Raw genomic sequence first — 15,332 nt, 5'->3', positions numbered from 1 at the left:
CGAGTTATTTACAGCGAAATTCAGCAGACATAGCATGGGCTTGTAATCCCTCGCCTCTGGCCAGAGTAGCCGCGATCGTACCCAGTGTAGAGGCGCTTTGCGGGGATACCTGGATCAGACTGGTGCGTTTCTGAAAGTCGTAAACACCCAGGGGTGAAGAAAAACGCGCGGTACCGGAAGTCGGCAACACGTGATTGGGCCCGGCACAATAATCACCCAGTGCTTCACAAGTATGATGCCCCATAAAAATTGCACCGGCATGTTTCAATTTGTCAATCCACTGCTCTGGATTGGATACGGATAACTCCAGATGCTCGGGGGCAATCCGGTTGGCGATGAGGCAGGCTTCCTCTAAATCGCGTACCTTGATTAAAGCTCCCCGTGCTTCCAGCGAGGCGCGAATGACCTCTTTTCGAGGCATGGCTTCAAGCTGCCGGGTGATGCTTGCCGCCACTGCATCAAGAAAATCTTGATGAGGACAAAGCAATATGGCTTGTGCCTGTTCATCGTGCTCGGCCTGTGAAAATAAATCCATGGCGATCCAATCGGGATCAATATTGCCATCACAAATTACCAGTATTTCTGAAGGGCCCGCGACCATATCGATACCCACCAGACCGAATACGAAGCGTTTGGCCGCTGCTACATAAGCATTGCCAGGTCCTACGATTTTATCGACTTTAGGTATGATCCCTGTGCCATAGGCCAAGGCACCGATTGCCTGAGCACCTCCAATGGTAAAAATACGATCGACTGCAGCAATGGCTGCGGCAGCAAGCACCAGGTCATTTTTTTCACCATGGGGTGTGGGAACGACCATAATCAGTTCGTTAACACCCGCTACCTTGGCCGGAATGGCATTCATCAGTACAGAGGAGGGATACGAAGCTTTACCACCGGGTACGTACAATCCTACGCGATCGAGTGCAGTAATTTTCTGCCCCAGCAAGGTACCATCTGGCTCAGTATATTGCCAGGATTGTGATAATTGTTTTTCATGATAGAGACGTATGCGCTGCGCAGCTTGTTCCAGTGCCTCTCTTTCGGCGGTTTGAAGCCGCTGTAAAGCGTGTTGCCAGTCGCTTTTAGGCAGTTCAACCTCGCTGATTGAGGAGAGCTCTAAATGATCAAAGCGGCGAGTATAATCAAGTAACGCATCATCTCCACGTTTTTTGATATCGGTCAGGATGTGGTTGACCGTATTATTAACGGTTTCATCCTGCGTGCTTTCAAAAGCCAATAAAGCGTGCAGGGCTTCATCAAATGTAGCATCGGTGGAAGACAATCGGTTGAGTTTAATCATATCACTATGGGCTTTGAAGAATAATGGCAGTAGGCAACGAGGATATAAGCACCCCTGCCTCTGCTTTAAACGGTTTTAATGGCTGTTTTAAATGCTTCAAGCAGCGGTTGAATCGCTTCACGTTTTAGTTTGAGCGCTGCCTGATTAATGATCAATCGTGCTGAAATGGTCATGATCTCTTCTACCGCTTTCAATTGATTGGCTTTCAAGGTGTTACCGCTCGACACGAGATCGACAATGGCATCTGCCAGACCGACCAGCGGCGCAAGCTCCATTGAGCCATATAATTTGATGAGGTCGACATGCATTCCTTTATCAGCAAAATGATCACGTGCAGTTTTGAGATATTTAGTGGCGACCCGTAAGCGGGCGCCTTGGAAAACTGCTGATTCATAATCGAAATCCTCTGGTACGGCGACCATCATGCGACAGCGGGCAATCTGTAAATCGAGCGGTTGGTAAAGACCCATGCCACCATGCTCCAGCATGACATCTTTTCCGGCAACACCCAGATCAGCTGCGCCATATTGCACATAAGTCGGTACATCCGAGGCGCGTACCATGATAAGACGCACCTTCGGATTATTGGTTGCAATGATCAGTTTCCGTGAGGTGTCGGGATCGTCCTGTGCGACGATCCCGGCTGCTTTCAGAAAAGGCGCAGTATCCTCGAAAATACGTCCTTTTGAAAGCGCAATGGTAATATTTGCCATAAATACGAGAAATTAACGCAGGTTTGAAGCAGCGAATTCCCAATTGATGAGTTTATCGAGAATCGTATTGACATAATCAGGCCGGCGATTTTGATAATCGAGATAATAGGCATGCTCCCAAACATCAATAGTCAGCAAAGGTCTGCTATTTTTGGTAAGCGGCGAATCCGCATTGCTCGTTTTGAGAATAGCCAGTTTGTCTCCTTCCTGCACCAGCCAAGCCCAGCCACTGCCAAATTGCGTGACGGCGGCATTGGCAAATTCCTTTTTACAGGCGTCCACGCTACCAAATGAGGCTTCAATTTTTTGTTTCAAATTCGCAGGAGGCTCGCCACCACCTTCAGGGCTGAGACTGTGCCAATAAAACATATGATTCCAGACTTGAGCAGCATTATTGAAAATACCTGCTTTATCTGCCTGACCTGCAGTGGCAGTGATGATATTTTCCAGTGATTGTCCAGCCAATGCATTATTATCTGCTAGCAATTTGTTCAAATTATCAACGTACGCTTTGTGATGCTTGCCATAGTGGAAGCTCATGGTATGGGCAGAAATAACCGGTTCCAGTGCATTGTCTGCATAGGGGAGGGGAGCGAGGACATAAGTGTTACCGGATTGTGCAGCTTTAGAAAAATTTTCCAGATTAGTGCTCATTTTTCTTCCTTTAAAAATGAAATTGAACAAAGAAGCTATTGGCATATGATTAATAATCGATCAATAAAAAATATTATCCGAAGTTAAATTACTTGGGGGTATTTTTTGCTTCTGTAGTTTCTGTAGTAAATGTCACCTGATTGTACCCGGCAAGCCGAGCAGCTTCCATGACCGTTATCACCGATTGATGTGTAGCCTTTGCATCTGCAGTGATAATGATAACTGGATTTTTCTCATCCTTGGCGGCAGATTGCAATTCATTGCGTAATCCTTCAGTGTTAGAAAAGGTTAGGGGTACCCGATTGACGGTGTAGTTACCTGTTGCGCTTACGGTCACATCAATGGTATGAGGTCGTTCGCTTTGTTTATCAGCTTCCGTAGCGGTTGCTTCTGGCAGCGTAATCTCGAGATCGGCATATTTCGAGTAGGTCGTAGTAATCACCAGAAAAATCAGGATGACCAGCAGGACATCGATCATCGGAACAAGATTGATCTCCGGCTCTTCTTTTTTTTGACCACGCTGAAAATTCATAAAGTTGCTTGCCAATTAATACGTGCTAATGGGTGAGATTACCACAAGATGTGGAATAAACTGTTAAACATCCGGTTTCAAAATCAAATTCTAGTTTATTATTACCACTTTCGTCATTATTTAAGATTGTTAATCCAGTATTCCGTTCTGAATGGATAATCCATTAGTCAGTATTGTCATGGGCAGTAGCAGTGATTGGAGTATCATGCAACAGGCTGCCCGGATCCTCAAAGATTTTGATATCCCGCACGAAGCCTTGATCGTGTCAGCGCATCGCACACCGGACCGTATGTTTGAATTTGCAGCGACAGCAATAGAACGGGGTATCCGATGCATCATTGCAGGGGCAGGGGGGGCGGCGCATTTACCTGGCATGATCGCGGCCAAAACCACCTTGCCGGTACTTGGTGTGCCAGTGACTTCCAAGTACTTGCAAGGAGTGGATTCACTCCTGTCTATTGTGCAGATGCCAAAAGGGGTGCCCGTTGCCACTTTTGCCATTGGTGAAGCAGGCGCAGCCAATGCCGGGCTTTTTGCTGTTGCATTATTGGCGATGGGAGACAGCACACTGGCCAAGCGCCTTGAATCATTTCGAGCAGCACAGGCAGATTCAGTGGCTGCCATGACTTTGCCTGAATCATGAGTAGTATTATACCCGGAGCAATGCTGGGCTTGCTGGGTGGTGGCCAGCTTGGACGCATGTTTACCATGGCCGCACAAAGTATGGGCTATCGCGTGACGGTTCTGGATCCTGCTGAAGGCAGTCCTGCTGGCAGTATCGCTGAACGGCATTTATGCGCGGATTATCATGATGCTTCTGCTTTACATGAACTCAGTACTACCTGTGCAGGCGTCACCACGGAATTCGAAAATGTTCCTGCTGACGTACTGCGGTTTCTGGAACAACATTGTGTCGTGAGTCCCCCTGCGAGAAGTGTTTCTATCGCACAAAACCGCCTGCTGGAGAAACAGTTTTTAGCAGCAAATGGTTTTTCGGTTGCGCCCTTTTTGGCAATTCAAAATAAGGATGATTTGTCGACTGCAATCGATGCGCTATTTTTTCCTGGCATCCTTAAAGTCAGCCAGTTCGGTTATGATGGCAAAGGGCAGGTAAGAATCCATACTCCTCATGAATTATCGGATGCTTTCACTTACTTGCAACAGCAGCCTTGTGTGCTGGAGCAATTGCTACCCCTTGCATGCGAGATTTCCGTGATTGTTGCGCGTGGCTTTGACGATGAGATCAGCCTGTTTCCAGTAGCTGAGAATCAGCATATGCATGGCATTCTCGATATGAGTATTGTTCCTGCCAGAATATCGGCAGGCATTGTGCAACAAGCCAGAAAAATGGCCACTGACGTCGCGATCCAACTGGATTACCGCGGGGTGCTCTGCATCGAGTTCTTTGTGCTTACCGACGGGCGGTTATTTATCAATGAAATTGCGCCCCGTCCGCATAATAGTGGCCACTATACCCTGGATGCCTGTATTACTTCACAATTCGAGCAGCAAGCTCGGGTATTGTGCCGCTTGCCGCAAGGAAGCACTGCGCTGCACACGCCGGTCGTGATGGTGAATTTGCTGGGTGATCTATGGCAATCAGGAGAACCGGATTGGAATAAGGTATTAAGCAATCCCAATGCCAAACTCCATTTATACGGCAAACATGAGGCGAGGCCGGGCAGAAAAATGGGGCATTTTACGGTGCTCGCTGATACGGTTGAACAGGCTTTGCAACAAGCAGAAGCGATCAAGGTATCGTTAAAAAATTGCTAAATTATTATTGAAAAATTTAATTAAAATTGATCCATGACTCATTCCATCGCTTTGTTTGAAACCAACCTGAAAAGCCTCCCTTTGCTGCACCGGGGCAAAGTGCGTGATATTTATGCAGTTGATGAGAATAATTTATTGATTGTTCAGACCGATCGTCTGTCAGCATTCGATGTGGTATTGCCAACACCGGTTCCTGGCAAAGGTAAGGTCTTGACGCAATTATCCAACTTCTGGTTCAAAAAGCTGCATCACATCCTGCCCAATCATTTAACCGGCATTTCGCCTGAATCTGTGGTAGCGCCTGAAGAGCGCGAGCAGGTGATCGACCGCGCCTTTGTTGTCAAACGATTAAAGCCGTTGCCAATCGAGGCAATCGTGCGGGGTTATATTGTCGGTTCAGGTTGGAAGGATTATCAGCGAACAGGCGCCATCAGCGGCATTATGTTACCGCAAAATTTACAGGAAGCAGAAAAACTACCAACAGGCGCTATTTTTACGCCTTCTACCAAGGCGGTGGCAGGGGCCCATGATGAAAACATTTCATTTGAGCAATGTGAACAGTTAGTGGGTCAAGCGCTTGCTCAAGAAGTGCGCAGTAAAGCAATCGCACTGTATACTGAAGCCGCCGATTATGCCGCTACCCACGAAGTGATCATCGCTGATACCAAATTCGAATTTGGCCAGGATGGGGCAGGCAATCTCTACCTGATCGATGAAGTGTTGACACCGGATTCATCACGTTTCTGGCCAGCCGATCAGTATCAGCCGGGTAAAAATCCTCCAAGTTATGATAAACAGTTTGTTCGTGACTGGCTGGAACAGCTCAATTGGAATAAACAACCTCCTGCACCGCCTATTCCTGATGACATTCTTACCCAAACGATAGAGCGATATGAGGAAGCGCTATATCGATTAACCAGGTAAAACTTGCTAATCCTAAAATAAATTAAACAGCATTTTAGTACCCAGGAAATAAAGTAAAACTACGAATATTTTTCTGAGCGTTGCTGTCTGCATGCGATGTGTTGCTCTAGCGCCAAGTGGAGCGGTCAGCATGCTCGCCCCTGCAATCCAGCCGAGCGCAGGCAGATAAACATAGCCCAAACTGTAATCGGGAAGCGGCTGCGTCTGTAACAGGCCATTGATAATGTAACCAATCGTACCTGCTAGTGCAATCGGAAAACCCACTGCAGCCGATGTGCCAATCGCGTATTGCAGCTTGACATTACACATAGAAAGAAAAGGCACCGTCAGCAGACCTCCGCCAATCGCGACCAGACTGGAAAGTGCACCGATCAGGCTACCTGCCACCACCATTCCAAATTTGCCAGGCAGGGCATGCCTGGAAGTGGGCGTAATGTTAAGCCACATCTGCGTTGCCGCATAATAGATGAAGATGACGAAGATCATGCCCAATACTTCGGTGGATAATCGTCCGGCAAATGTAGAACCAGCCAGCGTTCCCAGGATAATGCCCGGCGCCAGATATCTGACGATCCACCAGTTAACCGCGTCATGGGCATGATGCATGCGCAAGCTGGCAAGTGAAGTGAAAATGATCGTCGCCATAGTGGTACCGAGTGCCAGATGCAAAATACGGTCTGACGGAAAATCCTGGGCGGTAAAGATATAAGCCAGCACGGGGACAATGACCAAGCCGCCGCCAATTCCCAGCAAACCCGCGAGAAAGCCAACCCCAGCGCCGAGCAATAAATAAATTAACCACATTCCATGCTGTTTAGCTAAAGGTATCCAGCTTAAGCTGTTAGCACTAAAAATGGCATCGCTGCAAGTAATAAAAGCAACTTGCTCATAATATACCCATAATAAATGCCCATTCTGCCGGGTCGACAGGCGTGATGGATAATCGATTACCTTTTTGCAGGATTCTCATATTAGCGAGTTCGGGGTGGCTGCGTAATTCCTTGAGGGAAAGTAGGCGGGTTTTTTTGACGAGCGTGACTTCGACATTAAACCAGCGTGGATTTTCATGTGTGGCTTTGGGATCATAGTATTTACTTTTGGAATCAAATTGCGTGACATCGGGATAAGCCAGCCTGGAAACTGTCGTGATTCCAACGATGCCAGGCTCAGCGCAACTGGAATGATAGAAGAATGCCTGATCGCCAACCTGCATTTGATGACGCATAAAATTACGTGCTTGATAATTTCTTACCCCATCCCACGCAACAGTCTGCTCGGGTTTTGACGCCAGATCATCGATGCTGACTTCTGTTGGTTCAGATTTCATTAGCCAGTAACGCATTTATTTTCCTCCTGACGAATCAGGCCGTTTAATAGGCCGATAAAGTTTAAAAATAATCGATACTTTCGTCTTTTATTCCATTTCTAAATCAATACTGGTATTGTCGGCTTCACCTTGCCTTATTATTTATATACTGCCTGCGGCTCGCCTTCATATTATTTTTGATTTGGAAATGGAATTACGAGTGAGATGCTCTGTTTCCTTAATGTAGAGTCAGCAGGAAAATGTTTTCATGTAATTGACTCAGTCCACGCTCTCGATAGCGTTGATTCTGTACGAGTACATTCAATTGAGTCAATAGTCGTACTTCGGCGTGCTCCTGGTAAAGTGCTGCTACTTCGTCTGGAGAAACAGCGAACGGCGGGCCTGACATTTCTGCTTGAGGGTAGTCAAAGGTAATGAGTAGAATTTTTGTTGCGGGTGGCAGGATGCTCAGCAGATGGGATACATAACGTTTACGTATTTCTGGCGGTAGTGCTACCAGTGATGCACGGTCGTAAACTGCACTCACTTTCGCCAGATCAGTTTTGCTCAAGTCAAAGAAATTACCGCGCAGAATACTGATAAAGTTCGCGTCATAGCGATCGAATTTTCCGCTAATCATGTGATGTGGTGAGAGCCTGTTTTCCTCGAAGAACGCCTGCACAGCGATAGCGCTCAATTCAACCCCGAGCACTGAATGTTTTTGTTCACGCAGCCACAGCATATCACGACTTTTTCCGCATAATGGTACAAATACCTCACTACCAGGAGCAAGATGTAACTCTTGCCAATATTGACACAAATAAGGATTAATTTCGTTCTGGTGAAAACCAATCTCTCCATGTTTCCATCGATCCAGCCAATAATCATTTTTCATTTGTTATTTCCTAAGCTTATTCAAGACACAGTGATTGTTTAGGTCAAAAACTAAGAAGGCTTCAATTTATTTAAAATTTTCTATGAGAATCATTTTTAATGAAATCGATAAATTATCTTACTATTCTTTTTTGAGTCTCCTCTTAGGGATCAAATAACAAGGCTTCTAATGAAAAATCCGGGCTTATCGATATTCTTTCATTAGTCAATGAAGTATTTATTTTTTCTTCATTGATCAGAAGGAGGCATTCAGGTGAGCAAATACATCACGGGAAAATAGGCGTTAGCAGTCAGCCAACCTTTGTGCTCTTTCTTCTCTAGAATTTCGTTAGCTAATATATCAATCAAGCAGCCTTCGCCTTTAAGATTGGTTTGATCCCCGACATGCCATACCCTAAATCCACCCAATGGTTAAGGATAAGGGGAATTGTATTTACCGCTTGATTGATGCAGCAAAACTATTGCTAATTTCCATTCCAAGTCCCCTTTTTATGAAGAACAGGCTTCCACCAAAGCCAGCCTGGCATTGTTAATCTCTATAAATGTTTGAAACTTAGAAATAGATAACACATGTCTATAATGTGGCTTAAGAACAATGCTTAGGCTTACCTTGCACAAGTTAAGGTATCCACTGAAAATATTCGCTGATTTCACTTTTTTAATTCATAAAATTGAGAAAAAACTGCTTAGAGGGAAAACTGATGTATTTAAAGAAAATCGGGTATATCAATATTGTTAGGCTCCTAGCAGTTCTTTGCCTGACCCTTCTTATAGGGTGTAGCTCAACAATACCCCTCATAGTGCCAGACATGGCAATGCAGTCATCGCATCCTGTACAGCTTTTTGACGCTCATGGACCCTTATCTCAAAAGCAGAGCAACGAGATTCTTTCCAGACTGAAAAATAATGATGTAGAGACCCATATCTTCGATAGGCATCTGCCATTCGCATCAGAAATTACTGACAGCCATCTTATGATAGGCAACAAAGTAGAGCTGTTGATAGATAGTCCAGACACTTATCGATCCATGTATGCAGCCATAGAGAATGCCAAGGACCATATCAATATGGAGATTTACATTCTAAAGGATGATGAAATTGGTAATCTTTTTGCTGAGCTATTGATTAGAAAGCAAAAGAATGGGGTACAAGTAAACCTCATTTATGATAGTGTAGGATCTATTGATACACCCCGTGAGTTCTTCGATTCACTGAAAGAAAGTGGTGTTAATGTCCTGGAATTCAATCCTGTCAACCCACTCATTGCCCCAAAAAATTGGCAGGTTACCCGGCGTGATCATCGAAAACTTTTGATTGTCGATGGACAGATTGCTTTTGTGGGTAGTGCCAATATCAGCACCGAGTACTCGAGGGGGTCACTCGTCAGATCTAAACCAACCGCCAGATCTAAATCAACCAGAAGTGATAATCCGTGGCGAGACACCCATGTGCGAATAGTAGGCCCAGTGGTGAGTGAATTTCAGAAGCTGTTTATGTCCATATGGAATGAGCAAAAAGGTGAGTTATTGGCCCAGCGAAATTATTTCCCTGAGCTCGCTAATAAAGGTTCTGAGGTAGTGCGCGCAATCGGCAGCTCGCCAGAAAAAGCTTATAACCCGATCTATATAACTTTGCTTTCAGCCATTAATAGTGCAGAAACCCAGATCTTTCTGACCAGTGCCTATTTTGTGCCGGATCCAAACTTGCTTAGTGCATTAAAGGCAGTCGCTAAGCGCAAAGTAGACGTGAGAATATTATTACCCGGGAAAACAGATTCGGCCCTGGTGTATTATGCTTCGCGTTCATATTATGATGAGCTATTGAGCGCCGGCGTGAAAATTTATGTGCGGCAGGATGCATTATTACATGCTAAAACTACGCTTATCGATGGTGTATGGTCGACTATAGGCTCAGCTAACCTCGATTGGCTTAGTTTCCTTAACAACGAGGAAGTCAACGCAGTCATCCTGGGGCAGGATTTCGGTACGCAAATGCAAACATTATTTGAGAATGATTTGAAATCTTCCACGCTGGTTACATTAGAAGAATGGAGAAAACGCCCAATCAGTACGCGCATCTTGGAAAGAGCAGGGCGTTTGTGGGCACAATGGTTGTAAGCCGTAAGTCTATTAAAATGCCAAGTTTTCTAAGTTGCATAAATTTGGTTGGTACTTTCCCCAGGTTAATCGATTAGAGTAGATTACTCTGCATCCAAAAAAGCATGTGACATATCAATACGCCATGTAAAATAATGCGCTATATTTCTTATTAGCTTTGGATAGAATCAATTATTTTTAAAAATTAGAGTGAGAAAAATTATCTGATTTCTTAAGATGCTGTCCGTTTCGGGCTACTGCTCACTTTGGAGTTACTTGATGGATATCACAAATATTAAAGTTTACATGCAAGCGGTTGGACAAAATGCCCGAACCGCTTCGCGTTTAATGGCAAAAGCGGATACGGCAAGCAAAAACCAGGCGCTCATTGCGATGGCCGAAGCGATCAGGCACGATGAGAAAAATTTGTTAGAAGCCAATACACGTGATCTCGAGAATGCGAAAGCCAAAGGATTAGGCTCAGCGATGATTGATCGTTTGGCGCTTTCTTCTAAGAGTATCGCAAGCATGGCAGATGGCTTGCTGCAAATTGCGGCTTTGTCTGATCCTATTGGCGAGATGAGCGATTTGAATTATCGTCCTTCCGGTATTCAAGTAGGCAGAATGCGCGTGCCATTGGGGGTGATCGGCATCATTTATGAAGCGCGACCGAATGTAACCGCGGATGCGGCGGGTCTATGCCTGAAAGCAGGCAATGCAGCGATATTGCGCGGCGGATCGGAAGCGATGCACAGCAATCAAGCCATTGCTGCTTGTGTGAAAGAAGGGCTACGGGCTGCCAGGCTGCCGGAAACAGCCGTGCAAGTAATTGAAACCAGCGACCGTGCGGCAGTGGGTGAGCTGATTACCATGAAAAAATTTGTCGACATCATTGTGCCACGTGGAGGCAAAGGACTCATTGAGCGCATTTCCAATGAGGCATGCATCCCTGTGATCAAGCATCTGGATGGGATCTGTCATGTTTATATTGATGATCAAGCCGATCTGGAAAAGGCTATTCGTATTGCTGACAATGCCAAGACTCAGCGCTATGGCACGTGCAATACCATGGAAACTTTGCTCGTGCATGAAGGTATTGCCAAACAAGTTTTGCCTCCTCTTTGCAAGATCTACCTGGATAAAGGGGTCGAGCTGCGAGGTAACAAGGCGGCTTGTGCCATTATTCCGCAAATGAAACTGGCCACGGAAGAAGACTGGGGCACCGAATATCTGGCGCCTATCCTGAATATCGGCGTTGTCAGTGGTCTGGATCAGGCGATCGAGCATATCACCGCCTATGGGTCTCAGCATACCGATGCAATTGTGACAGAAAACTATAGTCACGTTCGCCGTTTCCTGCGCGAAGTGGATTCAAGTTCAGTCATGGTCAATACCTCCACACGTTTTGCTGATGGCTTTGAATATGGGCTGGGGGCAGAAATTGGTATTTCCACCGATAAAATTCATGCGCGTGGTCCGGTAGGATTGGAAGGACTGACAAGTCAGAAATTTATCGTGCTCGGTGATGGCCAGATACGACAGTAACCGATGAATTGATCACCCTCAAATCTTCTCAATTTAAAAAACAAGAAGTATGGCAAATCTAGTTAAAGTAGAAGTTCCCGATATTGGCGATTTCAAAGAGGTTTCCGTCATTGAAGTGCTGGTTAAACCAGGTGATAAGATTGAAAAAGAAACTTCATTAATTACCCTGGAGACGGAGAAAGCCTCGATAGAAGTACCTTCTCCTGAAGCAGGGGTTGTCAAGGAAATGCTCGTTAAGGTGGGAGATAAAGTATCGCAAGGATCACCGATTATAACGTTAGAAGCTAATGCTCCCGCTCCAGAACCAGAACCAGAACCAGAACCAGAACCAGAACCAGAAGCTACTACAACTGAGACTCGGCCAGCAGCAACCACGCGTGGGACTCAACATGCCGAAGTCGTTGTGCTGGGGGCAGGGCCGGGTGGTTACACGGCAGCTTTCCGTGCAGCTGATCTGGGTAAGCAAGTGGTACTGATAGAGCGTTATCCAACATTAGGGGGAGTATGCCTGAATGTGGGCTGTATTCCTTCTAAAGCGCTGCTGCATGTGGCGAAAGTGATTGCTGAGACTAAAGAAATCGAGCAACAGGGCATCGTTTTTAGCAAACCTCAGATCGCTATCGATAAGTTGCGAACTTGGAAAGAATCTGTTGTGGGTAAGCTCACTAAAGGGTTGGCAGCACTGGCTAAACAGCGCAAGGTAGAAATTATCCAGGGTGCCGGTAAGTTTGTTTCCCCTAACATGATGGAAGTGAACACCGCTGACGGTATCAAAACGGTTTCATTCGATCATTGTATTATCGCTTCAGGTTCTACTGCCGCGCGTATTCCGGGTTTTCCTTACGATGATGATCGTATGATGGATTCTACTGATGCATTGAGATTGCGGGATATTCCTAAACGGATGCTGGTGATCGGTGGGGGCATTATCGGCCTGGAAATGGCGACCGTGTATGATGCGCTGGGCAGTCAAATAAGCATAGTCGAGCAGATGGATCAACTCATTCCAGGGGCTGACAATGATCTAGTCAAGCCGCTTTACCAGCATATATTGAAACGTTATGAAGCGATCTATCTCGGCACCAAGGTCAGTAAGATTGAAGCCGGGGAGAAAGGATTAAACGTGTTTTTCGAGGGGGATCATGCCCCTGAGCCTCAATTATATGATCGTATTCTGGTTGCAGTTGGGCGTCGTCCTAATGGAAAAATGATTGGTGCAGAACATGCAAATGTGCAGGTAAACGAGCGTGGTTTTATTCCGGTGGATGGGCAAATGCGCACCAATATCCCGCATATTTTTGCGATTGGTGATATTGCAGGAGAGCCTATGCTGGCGCATAAGGCGACGCATGAAGGTAAACTTGCTGCCGAGGTGATTGCTGGGCATAAAGTAGCCTTTGATGCACGTGCTATCCCTTCAGTGGCTTATACTGATCCAGAAATTGCCTGGATGGGTTTGACTGAGATCGAAGCCAAAAAACAAGGAATTGATTATGAAAAAGCGATATTTCCTTGGGCAGCCAGCGGCCGCGCGATTGCCATGGCACGGGAAGAAGGCTTCACCAAGTTGTTATTAGATAAAAATTCTCGGCAAATCCTGGGTGCAGGTATTGTCGGAACGCATGCTGGTGAGTTAATTGCAGAAACCGTACTCGCACTGGAGATGGGCGTCGATGCGCAAGATATCAGCCTGACCATTCATCCTCATCCGACTTTATCTGAAACGATTTTCTTCTCTGCGGAAATGGCAGAGAATACGATAACCGATTTATATATGCCTAGGCGATAATTTTATCATTCATGTTTCATTGAGTCTGATGAGTGATTTTTAGGTTCGGGTTGTGCAGATGGGCTATCCCAATAAGGTTCTTTGCCAATCCGTGCTAAAAGAAAATCAATAAATGAGCGAACCTTGGCTGGCAGATAACGATTAGGAAGATAACACGCATACACATAGCGTTCTACCGGGATATATTCAGACAATACTGCCTGTAAATGACCATTTTGCAGTTCTTTTCCAATGGTAAAGGTGGGTAACAGAGCAATCCCCAGACCACCGAGCACAGCTTGAGAAAGCGCATCATCATCGTTGATACGCAGTGTTCCTGAAACAGGTACGGCAATTTCTCCTTCCGGCCCTTTAAAGCGCCAGTAACCCTGCTCACCTGAAAGGGTGTAGTCGAGGCAATTATGCTTGACCAGGTCACTCGGTGTGAGTGGCACGCCGCGTCTAAGAAAATAGTCCGGTGTGGCAACCAGTTTTCGACGTACGGGAGCCAGCTTACGAGCAATCAAATTAAGGTTTGGTTCGCCAGTGACACGAATGATGACATCGTATCCTTCTTCCACGATATCTACTGGACGATCCGTAATGGTCAAATCAATTCGAATTTCGGGATATCGAGCAAGGAAATCAGCCAGGGCAGGTGCAACGTGAAGGGTACCAAATGCCACCGAGGCACAAATTCTCAGCATACCCCGCGGCTCGGCATGTAGGCTTGTAACCACCTGCTCAGCATGCTCTGCTTCTTCCAGGATGCGTACCGAATGTTCGGCAAAGGCACTACCTACTTCGGTCAAGCTAAGATGACGCGTGCTGCGATTCAGCAATCTTGCGCCTAGATCAACTTCAAGTTTAGCTACAGCTTTACTTACTGCAGAGCGAGAAGTATCCATGCGGCGGGCTGCTTCAGCAAAGCTGCCTGCTTCTACAACACGTGCAAAGGTGGCAATCAGATTAAGATCTTGCATAAATTAATTTCTCATCATAACCAAATATCAAATTATAAATTATTTTATTGTGTCCTTACAAACAACAATATATTTCATTCTAGCCTACTTATTTTCTGACTCTCTTATCAATATCATTCATCCTTAAGAAGAAGCTCAAAAGTTAGATCATAAAAAATTTCATTTGTTTATATTGGAATTTACAGGTGAAATTCAAGAGCACCTGATTAGTATAATTTTTAATAGAGACGGGAAGTGAAATTATTATTCGTATAAAGCAAGCATATTACTGTTGACGGATGAGCACGTATACTAATGCAATTATACTGAGTAGAAAATAATTGAAAATTTACAGGTATAAGTGAAATGAAAATTAAATTATTTAATTTCATAATTGCACTACCGCGGATAATTCTGATCGGCATACAAGCCTTGGTTATCTCTATCAGCTTTGTGACAGCAGTTGCCGTAGCAGCAGGAAATTCATATAACATTGTTGAAGTTGCCAAAGCCGAGATAGAGAGTAAAAGTTGTAATTATCTGGGGAAAGTCTGGGGAAGCTCAGATTGGGGTAAATTATCTATGAATGCGAGAAAGCACAAGGCGGAAGACAGAGCCTTAAGAATGGCTTCGGAGCTTAGAGCTACCCATCTCGTATGGCGAGAAAATTCAACAGAATCTGATTCTTATCCACATGCTTCTGGTGATGCTTATCACTGTGGAAATACGGTAAAAACAGGGAATATCGCTAAAGATCGAAGTAATACTGAGAAGAAAATATATTGATAATAATAAAATGATAAAGTGTAGTGTGAATTGAGGCGTGACTAGAAGGCTTATTTAACCTAGGTCACGCCAT

The 15,332-nt window shown here is 45.3% G+C and carries 16 protein-coding genes; 7 read left to right on the top strand and 9 right to left on the bottom strand.

The window, feature by feature from the left end; genetic code table 11:
* Positions 1-4: 4 nt before the first annotated feature.
* The 4 genes from hisD to AAW31_RS14355 form a co-directional block, all read right to left on the bottom strand.
* Complete coding sequence (hisD, locus tag AAW31_RS14370) at positions 5-1,303, bottom strand: histidinol dehydrogenase (protein ID WP_187426866.1); 1,299 nt, start codon at positions 1,301-1,303, stop codon at positions 5-7.
* A gap of 65 nt (positions 1,304-1,368) precedes the next feature.
* The gene (hisG, locus tag AAW31_RS14365; protein WP_046850761.1) at positions 1,369-2,016 is read right to left on the bottom strand and encodes an ATP phosphoribosyltransferase; all 648 of its coding nucleotides are present in this window, start codon (positions 2,014-2,016) and stop codon (positions 1,369-1,371) included.
* Positions 2,017-2,028: 12 nt separating this feature from the next.
* On the bottom strand, positions 2,029-2,670 hold the full coding sequence (locus AAW31_RS14360) for a superoxide dismutase (protein ID WP_046850760.1): 642 nt from the start codon (positions 2,668-2,670) through the stop codon (positions 2,029-2,031).
* Between the two features lie 88 nt (positions 2,671-2,758).
* Positions 2,759-3,202, bottom strand: a complete 444-nt coding sequence (locus tag AAW31_RS14355) for an ExbD/TolR family protein (RefSeq protein ID WP_046850759.1) — start codon at positions 3,200-3,202, stop codon at positions 2,759-2,761.
* A 151-nt stretch (positions 3,203-3,353) separates the two neighbouring features.
* On the opposite strand from AAW31_RS14355, the gene purE reads away from it, so the two are divergent.
* The 3 genes from purE to AAW31_RS14340 are packed head-to-tail and all read left to right on the top strand — an operon-like array spanning position 3,354 to position 5,902.
* Positions 3,354-3,845 (top strand): 5-(carboxyamino)imidazole ribonucleotide mutase, encoded by a 492-nt coding sequence (purE, locus tag AAW31_RS14350; protein WP_046850758.1) that lies wholly within the window; start codon positions 3,354-3,356, stop codon positions 3,843-3,845.
* Positions 3,842-4,978, top strand: a complete 1,137-nt coding sequence (locus AAW31_RS14345; RefSeq protein ID WP_046850757.1) for a 5-(carboxyamino)imidazole ribonucleotide synthase — start codon at positions 3,842-3,844, stop codon at positions 4,976-4,978. Before purE ends, AAW31_RS14345 begins: the two co-directional genes overlap by 4 nt.
* Before the next feature lie 33 nt (positions 4,979-5,011).
* Entirely contained in the window at positions 5,012-5,902 is an 891-nt protein-coding gene (locus tag AAW31_RS14340; protein ID WP_046850756.1) for a phosphoribosylaminoimidazolesuccinocarboxamide synthase, read from the top strand.
* A gap of 12 nt (positions 5,903-5,914) precedes the next feature.
* On the opposite strand, the gene AAW31_RS14335 is transcribed toward AAW31_RS14340, so the two are convergent.
* The 4 genes from AAW31_RS14335 to AAW31_RS21460 all read right to left on the bottom strand — a co-directional run bounded on the left by AAW31_RS14335 (position 5,915) and on the right by AAW31_RS21460 (position 8,510).
* Complete coding sequence (locus tag AAW31_RS14335) at positions 5,915-6,706, bottom strand: sulfite exporter TauE/SafE family protein (RefSeq protein ID WP_046850755.1); 792 nt, start codon at positions 6,704-6,706, stop codon at positions 5,915-5,917.
* An 82-nt stretch (positions 6,707-6,788) separates the two neighbouring features.
* Positions 6,789-7,244, bottom strand: coding sequence for an EVE domain-containing protein (locus AAW31_RS14330; RefSeq protein WP_046850754.1), 456 nt, complete (start codon positions 7,242-7,244; stop codon positions 6,789-6,791).
* A gap of 202 nt (positions 7,245-7,446) precedes the next feature.
* Positions 7,447-8,103 carry a thiopurine S-methyltransferase gene (locus AAW31_RS14325; protein WP_046850753.1) on the bottom strand — a complete coding sequence of 219 codons (657 nt, stop codon included), beginning with the start codon at positions 8,101-8,103 and terminating at the stop codon, positions 7,447-7,449.
* Positions 8,104-8,351: 248 nt separating this feature from the next.
* Positions 8,352-8,510, bottom strand: a complete 159-nt coding sequence (locus AAW31_RS21460; RefSeq protein ID WP_158441551.1) for a hypothetical protein — start codon at positions 8,508-8,510, stop codon at positions 8,352-8,354.
* A gap of 407 nt (positions 8,511-8,917) precedes the next feature.
* Here AAW31_RS21460 and cls point away from each other — a divergent pair, with 407 nt between their 5' ends.
* From cls to lpdA, 3 genes are all read left to right on the top strand, one after another.
* The gene (gene cls, locus AAW31_RS14320; protein WP_309567362.1) at positions 8,918-10,219 is read left to right on the top strand and encodes a cardiolipin synthase; all 1,302 of its coding nucleotides are present in this window, start codon (positions 8,918-8,920) and stop codon (positions 10,217-10,219) included.
* A gap of 258 nt (positions 10,220-10,477) precedes the next feature.
* Positions 10,478-11,743, top strand: a complete 1,266-nt coding sequence (locus tag AAW31_RS14315; RefSeq protein ID WP_046850751.1) for a glutamate-5-semialdehyde dehydrogenase — start codon at positions 10,478-10,480, stop codon at positions 11,741-11,743.
* Positions 11,744-11,792: 49 nt separating this feature from the next.
* Positions 11,793-13,532: a dihydrolipoyl dehydrogenase gene (gene lpdA, locus AAW31_RS14310; RefSeq protein WP_046850750.1), complete on the top strand. Its 1,740-nt coding sequence runs from the start codon at positions 11,793-11,795 to the stop codon at positions 13,530-13,532.
* Positions 13,533-13,537: 5 nt separating this feature from the next.
* On the opposite strand, the gene AAW31_RS14305 is transcribed toward lpdA, so the two are convergent.
* Positions 13,538-14,494 carry a LysR family transcriptional regulator gene (locus tag AAW31_RS14305; protein WP_046850749.1) on the bottom strand — a complete coding sequence of 319 codons (957 nt, stop codon included), beginning with the start codon at positions 14,492-14,494 and terminating at the stop codon, positions 13,538-13,540.
* Positions 14,495-14,839: 345 nt separating this feature from the next.
* On the opposite strand from AAW31_RS14305, the gene AAW31_RS14300 reads away from it, so the two are divergent.
* A complete protein-coding gene (locus AAW31_RS14300; RefSeq protein WP_046850748.1) occupies positions 14,840-15,259 on the top strand; it encodes a hypothetical protein in 420 nt (139 codons plus the stop codon).
* The last annotated feature ends 73 nt before the right edge of the window (positions 15,260-15,332 follow it).

It is taken from the genome of Nitrosomonas communis, assembly GCF_001007935.1.
In the GTDB taxonomy this organism is placed as follows: domain Bacteria; phylum Pseudomonadota; class Gammaproteobacteria; order Burkholderiales; family Nitrosomonadaceae; genus Nitrosomonas; species Nitrosomonas communis.
Note: the sequence above shows the minus strand (reverse complement) of the source record. Positions and strands in the feature narration are given on the sequence as shown.